Below are 19,618 nucleotides of genomic sequence, written 5' to 3' on the forward strand. Positions count from 1 at the left end.
CGTGGACCTTTCTGGTGTGGAACGTGGCACCTTCGGAAGGCTGGTGGTCCGGGCCGTAAACGCCGTGGTGTGGGCCACAGGCACTACTTTGCCCTAGATCGAATGTCCTGTCAAAGGTTTGTACTGACATACTTACAACATGGTTAGAGCGCACTAATTATCCGCGCCGTTATTTCTTGGGAACAGCCAGCTCACCCGTGATGTACTGGGCACGTCCGTAGCCGAAGGACCAGTCGCCGGCCGTATTTTCCACATAGCCGATGAAGACATCCTCACCGGCGACGCCCGCTTCGGAGAGCTTCCCTGCGACGGCAGCAAACAGCTTCTGCTTGGCCTCCTGGGAGCGGCCCGCCTGCGTAAAGATCTGGATCATGACCACTCCACCCGTGCGCTCGAATCCCAGGCCGGCATCCTGGGCGAAGATCTGGCCCTTGGGGTGCTCGGTGAGGATGTGGAAGTAGTCGCGCTCCGGGATGCCATACTCGGCGAGAATGGCGTCGTGGATGCCGCGGCTCAGGCGCTGCAGCTCATCCGGGGTGCGGCCTTCGTTGACATCAATGCGAACCAATGGCATTCGAGTTCTCCTTCAAAAAGTTTGTACTGACATACTAACAAACTACGAATTTGGAAAACAAGACCCCTCCCCTTGCAGCCGGCGATTCGCAGGCCTATCCTTGATCAACCGAAAGGTTGATCAATGAAAAGGTTGAACACCAAGCAACCCAGATAAGCAAGGACTCCCGATGATCTCCGACAGCACGGCACTGGACTCGGCCTTCCTGGCCCTGGCCGACCCCGTCCGGCGGAGCATCATCGCCAGGCTGAGCCGTGGCCCGGCCACGGTAAATGAACTGGCGGAACCATTCGAGATCTCCAAGCAGGCGGTCTCGAAGCACATCCAGGTACTCGAGCAGGCGCAATTGGTGACCCGCACCCGGGACGCCCAGCGCAGGCCCGTCCACCTGAACCCTGCACGGCTTGAGGCGCTCACAGCGTGGATCGACCAGTACCGGCTGGTCCGCGAGGGTCAGTTCCGCAGCCTCGATGCCATGCTTCAATCCAGCGCCGGGCAACGCGGCGCCAAGGCAAAGGAACAATGATGAGCAATTCCCTGAAGCTTTCCGTCCCCGAGGGCCTGCCCTTCATCGACTACGAGCGCGAGTTCGACTTCCCTGTGGCGGATGTCTTCCGCGCCCACAAGGAACCAGACCTGATCACCCAGTGGCTGGGCCCGCGCGGCATGAAGATGGAAATGGACCACTATGATTTCCGCAGCGGCGGCACTTACCGTTACGTCCACACCGGGCCGGAGGGGGTCCCCTACGAGTTCCGCGGGATCTTCCACACGGTCCGCGAAAATGAGTTCGCGCTGCAGACCTTCGAGTTCGGCGGCTACCCGGACGTGGTCAGCCTGGAGTTCATGACCTTCGAGGATCTCGGCGGCGGCCGGTGCAGGCTCCGCGGCCACTCCGTCTACCCCAGCCTGGAAGCCCGGGACGGCATGGCGCAGTCCGGCATGGAGGGCGGCATGACCGAAGGCTATGAGCGGCTGGACGAGCTGCTGAGCGCCGCCAAGGTCTGACGGGCACCGACGAACGGGCGCGACGGCGGGCCCGCACCTTCGGGCCGCCAACGTTGCCACCCGTCGTCGTCCTTAAACAAAAAAGCGGCGCCGCCTGCCATCCCGGAGGACAGCAGGCGGCGCCGCTTTTGCGTACTGGTGCAGCCTAGAGGGTTGCGAAGACCTCGCGCAGCAGCTTGGCGGTCTCGGACGGCGTCTTGCCAACCTTCACGCCTGCAGCTTCGAGGGCTTCCTTCTTGGCCTGTGCGGTGCCCGCGGAGCCGGAGACGATGGCGCCTGCGTGGCCCATGGTCTTGCCCTCGGGGGCGGTGAAGCCTGCAACGTAGCCAACAACCGGCTTGGTGACGTTGGCCTTGATGAAGTCGGCTGCGCGCTCTTCAGCGTCACCGCCGATTTCACCGATCATGACGATGGCCTTGGTCTCGGGGTCGGCCTCGAACGCGGCCAGGGCGTCGATGTGGGTGGTGCCGATGACGGGGTCGCCGCCGATGCCGATGGCGGTGGAGAAGCCGAGGTCACGCAGTTCGTACATCATCTGGTAAGTCAGGGTGCCTGACTTGGAGACGAGGCCGATGGGGCCCTTGCCGGTGATGTTGGCGGGGGTGATGCCCACCAGTGCTTCGCCGGGGGTGATGATGCCGGGGCAGTTCGGTCCGATGATGCGGGTGACCTGGTTGCCGTCAGCGTCAACCGTGGCCTGGGCCAGGGCCCAGAATTCGGCGGAGTCCTGGACCGGCACGCCTTCGGTGATGACGACGACCAGGCCGATGCCTGCTTCGATGGCTTCAACGACGGCAGCCTTGGTGAATGCCGGCGGCACGAAGACGATCGAGACGTCAGCGCCGGTCTCCGCAATGGCTTCCTTGACGGTGCCGAAAACGGTGATTTCCTTCTCGCCGTGCAGCACAGTGGTGCCGGCCTTGCGGGCGTTGACGCCACCGACGATGTTGGTGCCGGCCTTGAGCATCAGGGCGGTGTGCTTGGTGCCTTCGCCGCCGGTGATGCCCTGGACGATGACCTTGGAGTCCTTGTTGAGGTAGATAGACATGGTGCGTCCCTTTACTTAGCTGCGTTGGCGAGCTCGGCGGCCTTGTCGGCGCCCTCGTCCATGGTGGCGGCCAGGGTAACCAGCGGGTGGTTGGCCTCGTTGAGGATGCGGCGGCCTTCCTCGACGTTGTTGCCGTCGAGGCGGACTACCAGCGGCTTGTTGGCGGTGTGGCCCAGTTCGGCCAGCGCACCCACGATGCCCTTGGCGACGGCGTCGCAGGCGGTGATGCCGCCGAAGACGTTGACGAACACGGACTTGACCTGCTCGTCGCCCAGGATGACGTCCAGGCCTGCGGCCATGACCTCGGCCGAGGCGCCGCCGCCGATGTCCAGGAAGTTGGCGGGCTTGACGTTGCCGTGGTTTTCACCGGCGTAGGCAACGACGTCCAGGGTGGACATGACCAGGCCTGCACCGTTGCCGATGATGCCCACTTCGCCATCGAGCTTGACGTAGTTGAGGTCCTGCGCCTTTGCCTTGGCCTCGAGGGGATCAGCGGCGTCCTTGTCCTCCAGCTGCGCGTGCTTGGCGTGGCGGAACTCGGCGTTCTCATCCAGGGAGACCTTGCCGTCCAGGGCGACGATGTCACCGGCACCGGTCTTGACCAGCGGGTTGACCTCCACCAGGGTGGCGTCTTCCTTCTTGAAGACATCCCAGAGCTTGAGGATGACATCGGCGACCTTGCCGCGCAGTTCCTCAGCAAAGCCTGCGGCTGCGACGATTTCGTCAGCCTTGGCCTGGTCGATGCCGACGGCGGGGTCGATGGCGATCTTCGCCAGGGCCTCGGGGCGTTCGACGGCGAGCTGTTCGATTTCCATGCCGCCTTCAACCGAGCACATGGCCAGGTAGTTGCGGTTGGCCCGGTCCAGCAGGACGGAGAAGTAGTATTCCTCAGCAATGTCCGCACCCTGGGCGATCATCACCTTGTTGACGGTGTGGCCCTTGATGTCCATGCCCAGGATGTTGGTGGAGTGCTCAAGTGCCTCGTCGGCGGACTTTGCAACCTTCACGCCGCCGGCCTTGCCGCGGCCGCCAACCTTGACCTGTGCCTTGACGACGGTTACGCCGCCAATCTTTTCGGCAGCTGCTTTTGCTTCTTCAGGGGTGTACGCCACGATGCCGGCCAGCACGGGTACACCGTGCGCCTCGAACATATCGCGCGCCTGGTATTCAAACAGGTCCACGGTTTAGTGTCCTTCTACGTCGAAGTAGTTTCTATACAGCCGGACACCATCGAAAGACGATGACCGGGCTGCGGAATGCACGCACCGGCGGCCTGATGGAAACGAGCCACGCGGCGTTGTTGCTCCATGGGGAACTCTAGTCCTTTGGAAGGACGGAGCCGTCCCAGAGTACCGCTTATGTGAGTAACGACACTATTCTATGGGGCGTAGAAAAACGGCGGAATTACGGGGTTTTTGGGGCATCTGCGGGCGCTGTGGCGGGTCCGGGCTCGGGGGCGGAAATCAATTCATACTTCTGCGGGGAGACGAAGAAACCCACGCCGGCCGAGACGTTTCCGCATGCCACGCCACCGTTGTAGGCCGAGCAGCGCAGGCCGTTGCGTTCCAGGTTCTGCCCGTTGGCCAAAGCGCGTACCTGGAGCAGGGGCCCGTCCTTGCTGCCGCCCGGCCCGTAAGTGGCTTCGGTCTGTGTGACGCCGGAACGGCATTCCCCGTAGCGGGCAGCGTCCGGCGTCAGCAGTGCCACGCCGCCCAGGTAGCCGAGGTTGGTTCCCGCGCAGTCATCCTTGACGTCCCCGCGGGCTGGCTCGGCGTAGGTGGCGAGCTCGCAGTGGGCCACGGGGACAGTTGCGAGTTTGTTGTTGGCGGTGTCGCTGAAGCTGTTTTCTTCGTAGGGAAGATTGACGTGCTCCCCTCGCGCCGAGGTGAGCGAGCAGACGATGCTCCGGTCTTCAGTGGCAAAGGACAGGACGTCCTCCCCGCCGCCGGAAAAGTCCTCGGGGTTGGCCAGCGGGGCCTGTTCGAGCTGCGCCATGGGTGCCAGCGGCGCCGGCGGGACGTAGTCAGGATCCTCAGTGGTGACGCTGCACGCCGTGGCGGTGAGCAGGAGGGTCACAAGGGGCAGGGCGGCGAGCATCCCCAAAGCAGTCCGTCGCATGGGCTCCATTATGCTCCATGGCGGAATCAGGCGGACGACGGCGGGAGCACACCTTCCTCGACGTCGGCGGCAGCCGCTGCGGGGTCGGCGGACATCGCCCGGGCTATTGGACCTCGACCTTGGTCAGCGGAGCGTAACGCAGCAGCAGGCGTTTCTCGCCGACGTCGAACTTCACCTTCGCCACGGTCTTGTCACCGGCACCCTCAAGCGCCAGGACGGTTCCATTGCCGAAGCTGGTGTGGTTGACCTTGTCCCCCACGTTGACGGCGATAATTTCCTTCTGCGGCTGGACCCTGTTCCGGGCGATGGCCGCGGGAACGTCGGCGTTGAATCCTGCCGAAGGATCGGCGGCGGCGCCGCGGGAAGTGCCCGCACCCCAGAAGGAGCCGCTGTAGCGGCCGGAACTGATCGATCCCCCGCCCCAAGCAGCCTGCCGGCTGGTACCCTCGCGCTTCCACTCCAGCAGTTCCGATGGGATTTCCTCAAGGAACTGGCTTGCCGGGTTGTATTGGCTCTGGCCCCACATGTTGCGGACTTCGGCGCGCGTTACGTAGAGGCGTTTGCGGGCCCGGGTCAGTCCCACGTAGGCCAGCCGGCGTTCTTCGGCCAGTTCCTTCGGATCAGTGGCGGACCGCTGGTGCGGGAACAGGCCGTGCTCCATGCCGGTCAGGAACACCACGGGGAACTCAAGGCCCTTGGCAGTGTGCAGCGTCATGAGGGTCACCACGCCCAGCCGCTTGGCTTCCGCGACGGCGGCGTCAATGTCGGCGCCGGGGGCATCGGGGATCTGGTCGGCATCAGCCACCAGCGACACCTGCTCCAGGAACGCTCCCAACGATCCTTCAGGGTTCTCCTGTTCGTACTCGCGGACCACGGCCACGAGTTCGGCGAGGTTCTCCACCCTGGACTCGTCCTGGGGGTCGGTGCTGGAACGCAGGCCGGCGAGGTAGCCGGTCTGTTCCAGGACTGCTTCGAGGGCGGCGGCAGCACCGGAACCGGCCGCTACCTCGGCGAGGTCGTCCAGGAGCTTCACGAAGCCCAGGACCGCGTTGACGGAGCGGGTGGCCATGGCGGGAGCCTGCTCGGCGCGGCGGGCAGCGGCCATGAAGGAAATCCGCTCACGGCTGGCGAGCGCCGCGACTGCCCCTTCGGCGCGGTCGCCGATGCCGCGCTTTGGTTCGTTGAGCACCCGCCGGAGGTTGACGTCGTCGTCCGGGTTGACCAGGACGCGCAGGTAGGCGAGGGCGTCCTTGATTTCCTTGCGCTCGTAGAAGCGGGTGCCGCCCACCACCTTGTACGGCAACCCCACGCGCACCAGGACATCCTCAATGGAGCGTGACTGGGCGTTGGTGCGGTAGAAAATGGCAACGTCACCGGGGCGGAGGTTGTCCTCGTCCTGTAGCCGGTCGATTTCCTTCGCGATGAACTGGGCTTCGTCGTGTTCGTTTTCACCCACGTAGCCGATGATCTTGTGGCCTTCGCCCTCGGCCGTCCACAGCCGCTTTTCAGGGCGGTTGGGGTTGCGGGAGATCACCGAGTTGGCGGCGCTGAGGATGTTTTGCGTGGAGCGGTAGTTCTGCTCCAGCTTGATGGTGCGCGCCTCGGGGTAGTCCTTTTCGAACTCCACGATGTTGCGGATGTCTGCCCCGCGGAAGGCATAGATGGACTGGTCCGAGTCGCCCACTACGGTCAGTTCCGAGGCGCCGGGGCCCTCCCCCACGATTTCGCGGACCAGTGCGTACTGGGCGTGGTTGGTGTCCTGGTATTCGTCCACCAGGACGTGGCGGAACCTCCGCCGGTAGGACTCCGCGAGCGCCGGGAAGGCCCGGAACATGTAAACGGTCTCGGCGATGAGGTCGTCAAAGTCCATGGCGTTGGCCTGGCGCAGCCGCTGGGTGTACCCCTTGTAGACCTCGGCGACGGCCTGCTCGAAGGGGTCGTTGTAGTTCGCGTCCGAGGCGTAGGAATCGGCGTCGATGAGCTCGTTCTTCAACGCCGAAATCTTGTGCTGGATGGCTTTGGGCGCAAACTTCTTGGGGTCCAGGTCCAGGGCCTTGGACACCTGGGTGACCAGGCGCAGCGAGTCCGCGGCATCGTAGATGGAGAAGTTGGATTTCAGGCCCACGTTGGCGGCCTCCTGGCGGAGGATGCGGACGCAGGAGGAGTGGAACGTGGAGATCCACATGATCTTGGCGCGGCCGCCCACCAGCGCTTCGATGCGTTCACGCATTTCCGCGGCGGCCTTGTTGGTGAAGGTGATCGCCAGGATTTCGCCGTGGTGGGCACGACCGGTGGCGATGAGGTAGGCGATCCGGTTACTGAGCACACGGGTCTTGCCCGAGCCCGCACCGGCAACGATCAGCAGTGCCGTTCCGGCGTGCTTGACCGCTTCCTCCTGTTGGGGATTCAGGCCCTCCGTCAGCTTGGCGGGATCCAGGCGCCTGCCGTGATGCTGCCCGGACTGGTGCTGCCCTGCGTGCTCGTCAGCGGCATGGCCGCCGGACGCCGAACCACCGGGCCCGGCCGCGGTGGCCACCCCGTCGGAACGGGTCCTTGTGTGGGTGGCAGATGCGGGGGCGGCCTTGAACGGTCCGTCAGAGTACGGGTCAAACAACATATCCATGGTGCCTACAAGTCTAGGCGGTGGGACCGACACCCACTCCCGGCCTGTGGATGAGGTGCCCCGGAGAGCCTGGAACGGCTTACGCTACCGAGCCTGATTCGAGCGCGGCACGCAACTCGCGCACCGCCGTCGTGCCCCCGGCCATGAACCACTCCAGGCCGTTGACCTGCACGGTGTCAACGGCTCCGCCGGCGGCGCGGACAATTGCCTTTCCGGGCAGCCAGTCCCATTCGGGGCAGCTGTGCTGGAACCAGCAGCCGAGCTGCCCGTCCGCCACCCTGCCCAGGTCGCAGGAGCCGGATCCGAGCATGCGCAGCGCCGCGGCGGAGGTTGCCGCTGCGTGCCAGGGCATGGCGCAGAGCGGGTCCATCAGCCAATTGGGGTGGATGTACGTGGCGGCGCCCAGTTGGGCGGCCGGGGTGGCGTTGCGTTCCCCGTGGTTGTCGCCGTACACGGTGATGGTGTCGCCGTTCAGCGTGGCCTGCCGGTCGCTGCCGCCCAGCCACAACTTGTCCTCCTCAGGCTGGAAGATGGCCCCCAACTGGACGTCATGCTCATCCTTGAGCGCAATGGCCGAGCACCAGTACGTGGAGCCGTGCAGGAAGTTGTAGGTGCCGTCCACGGGGTCGATGACCCAGGTGCGGCCGCTGCTGCCCTGCACGGAGGCGCCTTCTTCGCCCAGGATGCCGTCCCCGGGCCGGCACCGCTGCAGCTGGGAGAGGACGTATTCCTCCGCAGCGTGGTCCGCGGCCGTCACTACGTCGGAAACGGAAGTCTTCTGCCGGGACTGCAGTCCTGCCATCCGCATGAGGAGCGCCAGTTGCCCGGCTTCGCGGACCAGTGCGGCAGCCAGTTGGTAGTCGTCCAGTGCAGGGTCAAGTACAGCTGCGCTGTGTCGGCCAATGGTCATGGCTTCAGTCTATGGGGCGGAATAATGGAGCCATGGCCAAAACCCCTGCCCAGCGGATCAAGAAGCACGGTGCAAAGGCTGCCGTGCCGCAGCACCATCTCCCGCCGGTGGTGAACCCCACTACCGCGCGCACGCCCGAGAAAGCGCAGAACAACAGCAACCTCATCCTGATCGCCGGTGTGGTGGCCAGCCTGTTCCTGTTCTGGTACCTGCACCTGCTGACCATGGACCAGCTCACCCAGCTCTCTGTCGACAAACCCATGCCTGACTCCCTGGTGGGCGGCTTCGATCCGGCGTACATCGAGGATCTGCGCGGCGCCATGAATGACGACGCGCGCGGCCAGCTCAACTACGTCCATAAGACCGCCGGCATCCTGTTCCCGCTGATCTTCGGCTTCACCTGGCTGCTGCTCATCGGCACCAATGTGGCCAAGAAGACCCTGCGCTGGGTGCTGTGGGCCCTGCCGATGCTGTTCGTCGTGGTCCGGCTGTGGGCCAACGTGGCGATTGACGCTCTGATGGGGCCGGATGCTCCCGACGCCGGCCAGGTGGCCCTCGCGTCCGGCCTCACGGTGGCGGGCTGGGTGCTGCTGGTCCTGAGCCTCCTGGCCGGCGCTGCCGCGGTGGTTATCGGGACGCGGAAGCGGAAGGCAGCGACGGCCGCCTGAGCCCCTCCGTTGCTCCGTAGCTGCCCTTTTGGACACCCGAAACGGCAGTTACGGAGCAATCGATGAAGCCCGCAGGCTTTTCCGGTGCCTGTGGACCCGCCGTGCAATGACGATGCCCGCGGTTGCCATGCCCACCGTGACCGGATAGCCCATCAGCCGTTCCAGGGTCCCTGGTTCGGGAACATCCATTCCGGTCAGGCCGCCGGTTGCCAGCGCCGCCAGGGAGACGGCCCCGCAGGCCAGGAGGAACCAGGCCATGCGGGCCTTCCGCAGCCACAGGACGCCCAGCACCAGCAGCGCCGCGGCGCCGGTGAGGAAGTACGTGACGGCACCGACGAAGTGCCAACCGGAGCCGGCGTCCTCCGGGACGAGCCCCACCACCACGGTTCCCGCCCCTGCCGCTGCCGTCAGCACCCGCACCGCGGCCGCCGCGAACCATGGCCTGCGCCGGACCGGCTCAACCCGGGCTCCGGAACGGGCGGCGACGCACAGCAGCCCGGACGTCAGCAGCACCGCGCCCAGCAGCATCCCCAGCCCCTGCACCACGAACGAGGCATTCATCAGCCAGTTCAACGGCGAACACACCTGGCGGCCATCGTAGATACCGCAGTTCAGCGCGCCAAGGTCGCTGATGTAGCCGGTGCGCAGGTCGTAGGGGCGCGGACCGGCCCAGGCCATGACCACGGCGGCCTCCGCCGCGAAGTACTGGAGAACGCTCAGGACGGACCACGCGCCGATGTACTGCCGGGTGGACGCTGTGTCCGGTATGAAGGTGGCAGCGGGAGCGGCCGACGGGGCAGGACTCATGCCTTGAGCGTAGTACGGCTCTGTACCTTGTATGCTGGTATGCGTGTCCGTCCGGACCGGCGCCGCCGATCCCCAGGATGCCTGCCCTCGTAGCTCAGTGGATAGAGCACGGCTCTCCTAAAGCCGGTGTCGTTGGTTCGATTCCAATCGAGGGCACTTGAATTTCGCGTCCCCGGCGTTCGACCTTCGCGCCTACCTGCTCGGCCCCGCCGGTGCACCGGACGGGACAGTGGGACCGGGACGCCCCGGCCGCTGGACCGTCGAACGGGACCTGTTGGACCGGGCGGCCGGCACCCGCGGAACCTTTTCCGGCGTCGTACTTTTCACGCCAACGCCCGACGCCGGCCTGGACCTTCGCGAGGAAGGCACCATGCGATGGCCCACCTTCACCGGCCCCGCCACCCGCGACTACATGCTCAGGCCCAGCGGCCGGCCGGACGCCCTGGACGTCTTTTTCCCGGACGGGCGGCCGTTCCACCGCATGAGCTTCGCTCCGGAGGCCAACCTGGACAACCACTGGTGCGATCCCGATACCTACAGCGTGGCTTACACGTTCGAGGGCCCGCACCGGTTCAGCTACAGCTGGGACGTGGCCGGGCCTCACAAGGACCTGCTCCTGACCTCGCACCTGACCCGGAATGGGGACTCATGAAGCACCGGATCGTGGTGTCCGCCGTCTGCGTTTTTGACGACGCCGGCCGCCTCCTCACCGTCCGCAAACGCGGCACCACCATGTTCATGCACCCTGGCGGCAAACCGGAGCCCGGGGAGACGGCCGTGCAGGCGGCGGCCCGCGAGCTGGAGGAAGAAGTGGGCATCGTCATCGATCCTCGCCAGCTCCGGCTGATGGGGGTATGGATTGCCGATGCCGCCAACGAAGCCGACACGGACATTGAGGCCACGGTGTTCATGGCGCCAGGGACGTGGCAGGCCCATCCTTCAGCCGAGATTGCGGAGATCCGCTGGCTGGACCTTGCCGGCCGGGACGGAGCCGTTTCGGAAGCCGTTGGTTCGGAAGCTTCCGGGCTGGGTGCCGGCGCTCCGCTTCCGGGCGACCTCGCACCGTTGCTGACGGACCACATCCTGCCTGCGCTGGCCGCTCCCGGTGCCACCCCGCCGAGCCCTTAATCCCGGACGGGCTGCTAGGGCTCGGGGACGGCTTCTGCGGCAACGGCGGTGGCCTCGGCGAACTGCGTCCGGTACAGCTCCGCGTAGCGGCCCCCGGCGGCCAGGAGCTCGGTGTGCGTCCCGCGTTCCACGATTTGGCCGCCCTCCACCACCAGGATGGCGTCGGCCGCTCGGACGGTGGACAGCCGGTGCGCAATAACCACGGCGGTCCTCCCCTCCAGGGCGGCGCCAAGGGCTGCTTGCACAGCGGCTTCGCTCGTGGAGTCCAGTGCGGCGGTGGCTTCGTCCAGGATCACCACCCGGGGCTGGGCGATAAGGAGCCGGGCGATGGTCAGCCTCTGGCGTTCACCGCCGGAAAGCCTGTAGCCGCGCTCCCCCACCACCGTTTCCAGCCCGTCCGGCAGCGACCTGATCATCGTCTCCAGGCGTGCTTGCCGAAGGACGTCCCACATGTCATCGTCCGTCGCGTCCGGGCGCGCAAGCCGAAGGTTCGAGGCGATGGTTTCGTGGAACAGGTGGCCGTCCTGGGTGACCATTCCCAGCGTGTCGCGGAGGGAATCGAACGTGGCGTCCCGGACATCCATCCCGGTTCCCGGCAGGGTGCCGCCCAGCCGCACCGCGCCCGAGTCGACGTCGTACAGCCGCGACAGCAGCTGGGCGATAGTGGACTTGCCGGCGCCGGATGAACCCACCAGCGCCACCGTCTGGCCCGGCTCCACCCGGAAGCTGACAACCGTGCAGCACTTCCTCGCCGCCCCTGGTGTCCAGGGTGGAGACTTCTTCGAGCGAGGCCAGGGAGACCTTGTCCGCCGACGGGTACGCGAAGCGGACGTTGTCGAACTCAACGGACACCGGCCCGGCCGGAACCGGGAGAGCGTCCGGCTTCTGCTGGATGAGCGGCTTCAGGTCCAGGATTTCAAACACCCGTTCGAAGCTGACCAGCGCGCTCATGACTTCCACCCGGGCGTTGGACAGCGCCGTGAGCGGGGCGTAAAGCCGGGTCAGGAGCAGCGCCAGGACCACCACGTCGCCGGGGGCCAACTGGCCGCCCAGGGCAAGCCAGCCGCCCAGTCCGTACACCAGCGCCAGCGCGAGCGCGGAGACCAGCGTCAAGGCCGTGACGAAGGTGAACTGCAGCATGGCCATGCGGACGCCGATGTCACGGACCCTGCCTGCGCGGGCAGCAAACTCGCGGGATTCCTCATCCGGGCGGCCGAACAGCTTGACCAGTGTGGCACCCGGCGCGGAGAACCGCTCCGTCATCTGGGTGCCCATGGCGGCGTTGTGTGCGGCGGCTTCCCGGCGCAGGTCTGCCAGCTTGGAACCCATGCGCCGGGCCGGGATAAGGAAGATCGGCAGCAGCACCATGGCGAGCACGGTCACCAGCCACGACGTATTGAGCATTACGGCCAGCGTCAGGACCAGTGCCACAGAGTTGCTCACTACGCCGGAGAGGGTGCCGGCGAAGGCGGACTGCGCCCCGATAACGTCATTGTTGAGCCGGCTGACCAGCGCTCCCGTCCGGGTGCGCGTAAAGAAGGCAATGGGCATGCGCTGCACGTGGTCGAACACCCGGGTGCGCAGGTCCACGATGACGCCTTCGCCGATTGTCGACGACAACCAGCGGGTCAGCAGCCCCACGCCGGCCTCCCCCACAGCCACGATGGCGATCAGCACGGCAAGCCAGATCACGGTCCCGGTGGCTGACTTGGCAATGATGGCGTCAACCACCTGGCCGGCGAGCACCGGGGTGGCCACGGCCAGGAAAGCCGCCGCAATGGAAGCGAGCACGAAGGCGATGAGCTTGCCCTTATGCGGGGCGGCGAAGGCCAGCACCCGCTTCAGGGTTTCCTTGGAGAACGGCTTGGAGCCGCTCTTTGCGGTGCTGATGTTGTAAAGCGAGCTCCAGGCCACGCGGTCCATACTCATGCTTATTTCTCCTGGCCTGCAGTGTGGTGGAGCTCCCGGACCGTGCCGTTTTCGAGGTGCCACCGGTAGTCGAGTCGGACGTTTTCCAACAGCCGCCGGTCGTGGGTGACCAGCAGCAGGGCTCCGTCGTAGCTTTCAAGGGCCTCTTCCAGCTGCTCAATGGCCGGAAGGTCGAGGTGGTTGGTCGGTTCGTCCAACACCAGCAGGTTCACACCGCGCGCCTGGAGCAGTGCCAGGGCCGCCCGGGTCCGCTCCCCCGGAGACAAGGAATCCACGGTCCGTGAGGTGTGGTCCGCCTTCAGGCCGAACTTTGCCAGGAGCGTCCGGACGTCTGCGCTGTTCCAGTCGGCCAGGACCGCTTCCACGGCGTCGCCCAGCGGCGAGCCGCCGTCCAGCAGCCCGCGGGCCTGGTCAATCTCGCCGACGGCGACAGTGGCACCCATGGACGCGTCGCCGTCGTCCGGTGCCTGGGTTCCCAGCAGGAGGCGCAGGAGGGTGGATTTCCCGGCACCGTTGGGCCCGGTGATCCCGATGCGCTCGCCGCCGTTGAGCTGGAGGCTGACCGGTCCCAGCGTGAAGCTGCCCTGGCGTGCCACTGCGTTGCGCAGGGTGGCCACGACGGCGCTGGAGCGGGGAGCCTGGCCGATGCTGAACTGGAGCTGCCACTCCTTCCGCGGTTCTTCCACCGCGTCCAGCCTGGCAATGCGGGACTCCATCTGGCGGACCTTCTGGGCCTGCTTTTCTGAGGACTCCACGCTCGCGGCCCGGCGGATCTTGTCGTTGTCCGGGCTCTTCTTCATGGCGTTCCGCACGCCCTGGGAGCTCCACTCACGCTGGGTCCGCGCACGGGAAACCAGGTCCGCCTTCGTGGCAGCGAATTCGTCGTATTTCTCGCGGGCGTGCCGGCGAGCCACGGCGCGCTCTTCGAGGAAGGCGTCGTACCCGCCGTCGTAGACCGCCACGGCGTTCTGGGCCAGATCCAGTTCCACAATGGTGGTGACGCAGCGGGCCAGGAACTCGCGGTCATGGCTGACCAGCACCACACCGCCGCGCAGGCCGGTGACAAAGTCTTCCAGTTTGGCCAACCCGGCAAGGTCGAGGTCATTGGTGGGCTCGTCCAGCAGCACAACGTCGAACCGGCTCAGCAGCAGCGCGGCCAGGGCAACCCTGGCGGCCTGGCCACCGGACAGTCCGGTCATCAGGGCGTCGGCGCCCGTTGCCAGGCCGAGGTCGGCGAGGACAGACGGGATGCGTTCGTCCAGGTCTGCGGCGCCCGACGCCATCCACCTGTCGAAGGCCCGTGCGTAGGCGTCGTCCGAGCCGGGAGCTCCCGCACCCAGGGCTTCTGCGGCGGATTCCATTTCAGCGGTTGCCTGTGTGCAGCCGGTGCGGCGGCCGATGTAGGCTGCTACGGTTTCGCCGGACACGCGCTCGTGTTCCTGCGGCAACCACCCCACAAAGGCATCGGCGGGGGCCAGGCTGACGGAGCCGCCCTGGGGCTGGTCGACGCCGGCGAGGAGGCGCAGCAGCGTGGATTTCCCGGCACCGTTGGCGCCCACCACGCCCACCACGTCTCCCGGGGCCACAGTGAAGGAAAGATTTTCGAAAAGCCTGCGGTGGCCGTGGCCGCCGGAGAGGTCCTTGGCAACAAGGGTTGCAGTCATTGATGCGTCCTTTCGCCCGGGTGCATGCGCAGCCGGTCCCATGCCGGAACGGGCCGGCGATGCCGTACGGACAGTCCCGGGAAAGGCACTCCGGGCCGCGGGCATGAAAGAACCCGCTGGTCCGGACTTGGGGGGTGTACGGACCAACGGGCTCGACCATCAAGCATAGTCGAAACACCTCCCGGGGTAAAATCGGCTGTCCTGCGGCACGGTAAAATCGACTCACCATCCGTCCTGCAGAGAGCACTTCATGACCCTTCCCGCCAAGGCGTTCCAGCGCTGGCTGCACGGCATCGCCCCTGATGCCAGCACGGCAGACGTCTGCCGGGTCTCCGGGATCAAGCGGACCACGCTGGCCCAGCAACTGGTACGCGGCAAGGTTTCCGTCTCCACGGTGGTGAGCATCAGCCGTGCGTACAACATCAATCCGGTGGCCGCCCTTGCGGGCTTTGACAGTTATCGCATCCTTGCGGGGCCGCCGCAGCCACCCACCCGGTGTGAGCTGGTCAGCCAGATTTCGACGGCGGACTTGCTGCGCGCGGCGCTGGCACGCCCGGCCATGGACCCCGTGGGCCGCCGGGGCGCTGCGCCACCTGCCCTGAGCCCGGTCCCGCATGCCTCCTCCGTGAAGAACTGGGTGGATGCGATCGACGACGGCGAGGTCCGGCACCGGGTGTCAGCCGCCACCGGGATCGCACCGCAGAATTACTCCGCCCAGCTGACGGCCAACAGGCTGTCGCCGGAACTGGCGGTGGCCACGTCAGTGGCGGCCGGGGTGGGTCCTGCCGGCGGACTGGTAGCCACCGGCCTGGTCACGGAAGAGGAAGCCGGGTGGGCGCCCGGAGCGCGTCAGGAGGCGCTGGACAGCATGTCCGACGGCGACCTCACCGCCCTGGTGGGCGACAGGATGCAGGCATTGGGCAAGGTATTGCGCCGCCAGGAGCAGGACCAGGCACAGACGGAAAAAATTTGGGAGAACCTGGGATGATCACGATCCTTCAATGGACCACTTTGGCGATCTGCGGACTGGTCGCGCTGGCCCGCATCCCCAGTGCGGTGCGGGGTGAAAACAGGTCGCTGTTCTATATTTTCGCCCTGATGACCCTCGCCATCCTGCTCAGCATCGAGGCTCCCTACGTTGCCATCGACCATGCGCTGGGTGGTGTCAACCTGACCAACCTGTTGCTGCGGTTCGTCATCTTCGGTGCCATCTACTTTGTGGGGGTCCGCATCACCAAGGGCTTCGGCGCCGCGAATGCATACCGGCTGATCACGGGCCGGACAGGCATGCTGGCGCTGGCTGCCCTCTCGGCACTGGTAGTGGTGGTGTACCTCCTGATGGACACGGCCGGATCCTCGGCGGGACTGGTGACCGTCTCCGGCAAGGACCCACGCAACGGCTTGTTGGTGGAGTACTACGGGGCCGCGGGGCGGGCCTACCCCGCCTTCGTTTCACTCGTACTGTTCCCGGCGATGGTCCGCGCGGCGCGCAGCCGCCTGCCCCTGCTGGTCCGCATTGCCGCCGGACTCCTGGCGGTGGGCGGCCTGTCGATCGCGCTGACGCTGTTCTTCCCGGCGGTCCCCCCGGAACTGGGGTCGCTGGAGTTCATGGTCAACTACACGGCCGTACTGTGCTTCGTCATTGGCCTGGCACTGATCTGGGCCGCGCGCATACGCCAGGACAAACGGGCCGGCAGCGGAACGTCATTTACCGAAAAGTAACCAAACCGCCTTTCACAAAATCATTAGAATATGAAACAATCATGAATGTGTGAAGGTGAGGCACGGCGCGTTTTTGAACGGGGATAAATTCTTGGACGAAGCCCTGCTTCGGGGGCCTTCACACGCATTGGGGGGATGAGTGGTGGCGGCCGTTGGGGACCGCCCCCACTCAGCCTATTTAAGGGCCCTTTTCGCAATGCAGGCGCGTCTGCGCCGCGGGCTTCTGTCCAGGCCAGCGGGCCGGCAGGCCACTGAACCTGCAGACCTGGACAATGACCTCCGGGGCATTACCGCACGAAGCGCAGGGTCACCAGCTGGAACGGCCGGAGCTGCAGTTCCGCACCGCCCTCAGCCGCGGACACGCCGGGAGCCTCGGTGGGCCGCTCCAGCAGGTCCGTCACCACAACATCACGCACGGGGAAATTCGCCGTGATGCGCCCGGCAGTGCGCTGCCCCAGCGACTCATACAGGCGGACCACGACGTCGCCCGAGCCGTCTTCGGCAAGCTTGACCGCTTCAACAACCAGGCCCGGCGTGCCCACCGAGACCAGTGGCTCAACCGGATCGGCCCCCGTGACCAACCGGGGCACAAGGTTGGTCCGGTACCCCTCCTCCACCGCGGCCCCGATATCTGCACCTGGTCGGACGGTAACGGTCAGCTCGTGCCGGCCGCGGTCGGCCGTAGGGTCCGGGAACTTGGGCGCCCGCAACAGCGAGAGGCGCACAGTGGTGGTGGTGCCGCCGTCGGCCTCCCTGATGTTCCTGGCGACGTCGTGGCCGTAGGTGGACGAGTTGGAAACTGCGACACCGTAGCCGGGCTCCCCCACGTGGATCCAGCGGTGCGCGCAGATCTCAAACTTCGCAGCTTCCCAGGACGTGTTCGTGTGGGTAGGCCGGAAGACATGTCCAAACTGGGTTTCCGACGCCGACCGGTCGGCACGGACATCCAGGGCAAACCCGAGCTTGAGCAGTTTCTCCCGTTCCTGCCAGTCCACCGATGTGGTGATGGCCAGGGACGGACTGCCCGGAGCGAGGGTGATGCGCTGGGTGACCGGCGAGGTTCCGGCCAGGCGTTCCACCACAACAGTGGCGCCATAAGGCCCCTCCTCCAGCCGGATCGATTCCGCGCCGGTCAAGGCAGTGACGTTGCGCCGGTAGAACTCATCAATATCCCAGGCGTCCCACTCGTTGGGGGTATCCCGGTGCAGCTCCAGCAGGTTGCCGCGCTGTCCCGGTGCTATGGCTTCGCGGCCGGAGGCATAGTCCTGCAGGGATGCCACCAGGCCGTCCGCGTCCAGGACCGCCCGGATCACGCCGTTGTCCAGGACGAATCCGCCATCCCCGCTGCTGGCCCGGACTGTTCCGCCCCGGTCCGACGGTTCGGCGGCGGCCATCGCCGGAACTCCGTTCCGGGCATGCGGGGCGGCGTTGAGCAGGAATGTCCGTTCCCCTGTTCCCAGCGCTGCCGCGGCGGCCTGGCTGATGATGCCTTCCAGGGCGGCCTCGATGGCTTGGTAATTGCGCTCGGCGTCCTGGTGTACCCAGGCAATGGAGCTGCCAGGAAGGATGTCATGGAACTGCTGCAGCAGGACCAGCTGCCAAAGCCGCTTCAGCTCAGCTGCCGGGTACTCGAAGGCGCCGTCGGTGCGGACGGCGGCAGTGGCACACCACAGCTCGGCTTCCCGGAGCAGGTGCTCGCTGCGCCGGTTGCCCTTCTTCGTGCGCGCCTGGCTGGTGTAGGTGCCGCGGTGCAGCTCGAGGTACATCTCCCCCACCCACACGGGCAAGGCCGCATATTCCTCTTCGGCCTGCCGGAAGAAGCTCTCAGCGGGTCCGATCCTAACCCTGGGTGAGCCTTCCAGATCTGCGGTGCGGGCGGCGGCACTGAGCATTTCCCGGGTGGGTCCGCCGCCGCCGTCGCCGTAACCGAACGGCACCAGGGAAACGGTGCCCCGGCCGTGATCCCTGTAGTTGCGTTCCGCGTGCGCAAGCTCGCGGCCGCTGAGCTCGGCGTTGTAGGTGTCCACCGGGGGGAAGTGCGTAAACAGCCGGGTACCGTCGATGCCTTCCCAGTTGAAGGTGTGGTGCGGCATCCGGTTGGTCTGGTTCCAGGAGATCTTCTGTGTCAGGAACCAGCGGCTTCCCGCGGACTTCACGATCTGCGGCAGGGCGGCGGAATAACCGAATGAGTCCGGCAGCCACGCCTCCCGGCACTCGACGCCGAACTCGGACAGGAAGAACGATTTTCCCTCAATGAACTGCCGCGCCATCGCTTCGCCGCCGGGCATGTTGGTGTCAGACTCCACCCACATGCCGCCCACCGGAACGAACTGCCCGGCGCGGACCTTCTCCCGGATCCTGCTGAACAGTTCCGGATATGACTCCTTGATCCAGGAGAGCTGCTGGGCGGAGGAACACGAAAACACGAAGTCCGGGTTCTCGTCCATCAGGGCCACCACGTTGGAGAAGGTCCTGGCGCACTTCCGGACGGTTTCGCGTACCGGCCACAGCCAGGCCGAGTCGATGTGCGCGTGGCCGGTGGCCACCAGCTGGTGGGCGGAAGCGTAGGCGGGCTGGGCCAGCACCCCGGCCAGAGCCTCCCGGCCGGCCGCCGCGGTCCCGGCGACATCGTCCGGATCCATGACGTCCATCATCCGTTCCAGGGCCCGGAGGATTTCGTGCCGCCGCGGGAGTTCCAGGGGCAGCTGTTCCATCAGGCCCGACAGCGTCCAGACGTCCTGCTGCAGTTCCCAGACGGTCTGGTTGAGTTCGGCGATGGCGATAGTTCCCAGCCGGTAATGCGGGGCCGTTCCGGCAGTGGACTTGTCACCGTAGGGAGTGGCCGCAAAGGTCCAGTCCTGCGCGAGGTCCGGGTTGGCCGCTGCCTCCACGTAGAAGTCCACCGACATGCCGGTGCCCAGGAGCTTGAGCGGGATGTACCGGTTACGGGGCGAGACGGCCTTGATGATGGTGCCGTCCGGCCGCCAGGCAATACCCTCGCATTGGAAACCGGGGGTTTGGACGGTGAAGCCGAGGTCAACCACCACTTCGACCGTCGTGTCCGGGCCGGTGCCCCACGACTCGGGTACGTCCCCCTGCAGCCGGAGCCACTTGGTGCTCCACGGTTTGCCCCATGCCGTCCCGTGCTCGAGGGGCTGGAACTGCTGCCGCATCGCCTCGAGGGCGGCTACGGGCTCATCCGGTACGTCCCAGCTGCCCAGGGCCAGGGGCACGGTCCGGCTGTAGACAGCAGGGTCGATACGCTCACGCACAAACCTGGTGAGTCGGACTTCCGTGATCCTGCGGTCGTCATGCAATGTGGGCCCTCTTTAGCGCTTGAAAAAATTGGATCATCGTGTCCATTCGATGGACAAATCTACCCGCTGCTAGCCCTCAAACCAACCCCCTCGCGGCAGGCG

The 19,618-nt window shown here is 66.1% G+C and carries 16 protein-coding genes, 1 tRNA gene and 1 pseudogene; 8 read left to right on the plus strand and 10 right to left on the minus strand.

Going from position 1 to position 19,618, the window contains the following annotated elements; all coding sequences use genetic code 11:
- Positions 1-169: 169 nt before the first annotated feature.
- Complete coding sequence (locus tag QE394_RS04450; protein ID WP_268159096.1) at positions 170-574, minus strand: tautomerase family protein; 405 nt, start codon at positions 572-574, stop codon at positions 170-172.
- A 169-nt stretch (positions 575-743) separates the two neighbouring features.
- Here QE394_RS04450 and QE394_RS04455 point away from each other — a divergent pair, with 169 nt between their 5' ends.
- A complete protein-coding gene (locus tag QE394_RS04455; protein WP_056083829.1) occupies positions 744-1,100 on the plus strand; it encodes a metalloregulator ArsR/SmtB family transcription factor in 357 nt (118 codons plus the stop codon).
- Positions 1,100-1,582 carry an SRPBCC family protein gene (locus QE394_RS04460; protein ID WP_261619433.1) on the plus strand — a complete coding sequence of 161 codons (483 nt, stop codon included), beginning with the start codon at positions 1,100-1,102 and terminating at the stop codon, positions 1,580-1,582. The genes QE394_RS04455 and QE394_RS04460 overlap by 1 nt, the downstream gene beginning before the upstream one ends.
- A gap of 145 nt (positions 1,583-1,727) precedes the next feature.
- Here the strand turns inward: QE394_RS04460 and sucD are convergent, their stop codons facing one another.
- From sucD to QE394_RS04485, 5 genes are all read right to left on the minus strand, one after another.
- On the minus strand, positions 1,728-2,630 hold the full coding sequence (gene sucD, locus QE394_RS04465) for a succinate--CoA ligase subunit alpha (RefSeq protein WP_056083823.1): 903 nt from the start codon (positions 2,628-2,630) through the stop codon (positions 1,728-1,730).
- Between the two features lie 11 nt (positions 2,631-2,641).
- A complete protein-coding gene (gene sucC / locus QE394_RS04470) occupies positions 2,642-3,811 on the minus strand; it encodes an ADP-forming succinate--CoA ligase subunit beta (RefSeq protein ID WP_015936150.1) in 1,170 nt (389 codons plus the stop codon).
- A gap of 223 nt (positions 3,812-4,034) precedes the next feature.
- Entirely contained in the window at positions 4,035-4,757 is a 723-nt protein-coding gene (locus QE394_RS04475) for a hypothetical protein (RefSeq protein WP_349033843.1), read from the minus strand.
- A 94-nt stretch (positions 4,758-4,851) separates the two neighbouring features.
- Positions 4,852-7,371, minus strand: coding sequence for a DNA helicase PcrA (gene pcrA / locus QE394_RS04480; protein WP_349033844.1), 2,520 nt, complete (start codon positions 7,369-7,371; stop codon positions 4,852-4,854).
- Between the two features lie 79 nt (positions 7,372-7,450).
- Positions 7,451-8,281: an inositol monophosphatase family protein gene (locus tag QE394_RS04485; RefSeq protein ID WP_056083815.1), complete on the minus strand. Its 831-nt coding sequence runs from the start codon at positions 8,279-8,281 to the stop codon at positions 7,451-7,453.
- 32 nt (positions 8,282-8,313) lie between these two features.
- Here QE394_RS04485 and QE394_RS04490 point away from each other — a divergent pair, with 32 nt between their 5' ends.
- Positions 8,314-8,949, plus strand: coding sequence for a hypothetical protein (locus QE394_RS04490; protein ID WP_056083812.1), 636 nt, complete (start codon positions 8,314-8,316; stop codon positions 8,947-8,949).
- A 48-nt stretch (positions 8,950-8,997) separates the two neighbouring features.
- Here QE394_RS04490 and QE394_RS04495 read toward each other — a convergent pair whose 3' ends face one another.
- Entirely contained in the window at positions 8,998-9,756 is a 759-nt protein-coding gene (locus tag QE394_RS04495; RefSeq protein WP_349033845.1) for a DUF998 domain-containing protein, read from the minus strand.
- Positions 9,757-9,839: 83 nt separating this feature from the next.
- Here QE394_RS04495 and QE394_RS04500 point away from each other — a divergent pair.
- The 3 genes from QE394_RS04500 (at position 9,840) to QE394_RS04510 (ending at position 10,884) form a co-directional block, all read left to right on the plus strand.
- Positions 9,840-9,912: transfer RNA gene (locus QE394_RS04500), tRNA-Arg, on the plus strand.
- Position 9,913: 1 nt separating this feature from the next.
- Positions 9,914-10,408, plus strand: coding sequence for a DUF6314 family protein (locus QE394_RS04505; RefSeq protein ID WP_200937908.1), 495 nt, complete (start codon positions 9,914-9,916; stop codon positions 10,406-10,408).
- Positions 10,405-10,884 (plus strand): NUDIX domain-containing protein, encoded by a 480-nt coding sequence (locus QE394_RS04510; protein ID WP_056083806.1) that lies wholly within the window; start codon positions 10,405-10,407, stop codon positions 10,882-10,884. The genes QE394_RS04505 and QE394_RS04510 overlap by 4 nt, the downstream gene beginning before the upstream one ends.
- A 14-nt stretch (positions 10,885-10,898) precedes the next feature.
- Here the strand turns inward: QE394_RS04510 and QE394_RS04515 are convergent.
- Positions 10,899-12,813, minus strand: a pseudogene (locus QE394_RS04515) (ABC transporter ATP-binding protein).
- A 2-nt stretch (positions 12,814-12,815) separates the two neighbouring features.
- Positions 12,816-14,477, minus strand: coding sequence for an ABC-F family ATP-binding cassette domain-containing protein (locus tag QE394_RS04520; RefSeq protein WP_261620664.1), 1,662 nt, complete (start codon positions 14,475-14,477; stop codon positions 12,816-12,818).
- A 250-nt stretch (positions 14,478-14,727) separates the two neighbouring features.
- Between QE394_RS04520 and QE394_RS04525 the strand changes: the two genes are divergently transcribed.
- Complete coding sequence (locus tag QE394_RS04525) at positions 14,728-15,465, plus strand: hypothetical protein (protein WP_056083797.1); 738 nt, start codon at positions 14,728-14,730, stop codon at positions 15,463-15,465.
- Complete coding sequence (locus QE394_RS04530) at positions 15,462-16,199, plus strand: hypothetical protein (protein ID WP_349033846.1); 738 nt, start codon at positions 15,462-15,464, stop codon at positions 16,197-16,199. The genes QE394_RS04525 and QE394_RS04530 overlap by 4 nt, the downstream gene beginning before the upstream one ends.
- Positions 16,200-16,486: 287 nt before the next feature.
- Here QE394_RS04530 and QE394_RS04535 read toward each other — a convergent pair whose 3' ends face one another.
- Positions 16,487-19,516 carry a glycoside hydrolase family 38 C-terminal domain-containing protein gene (locus QE394_RS04535; RefSeq protein WP_349033847.1) on the minus strand — a complete coding sequence of 1,010 codons (3,030 nt, stop codon included), beginning with the start codon at positions 19,514-19,516 and terminating at the stop codon, positions 16,487-16,489.
- Positions 19,517-19,618: the final 102 nt, after the last annotated feature.

It is taken from the genome of Pseudarthrobacter sp. SORGH_AS 212 (assembly GCF_030818145.1).
In the GTDB taxonomy this organism is placed as follows: domain Bacteria; phylum Actinomycetota; class Actinomycetes; order Actinomycetales; family Micrococcaceae; genus Arthrobacter.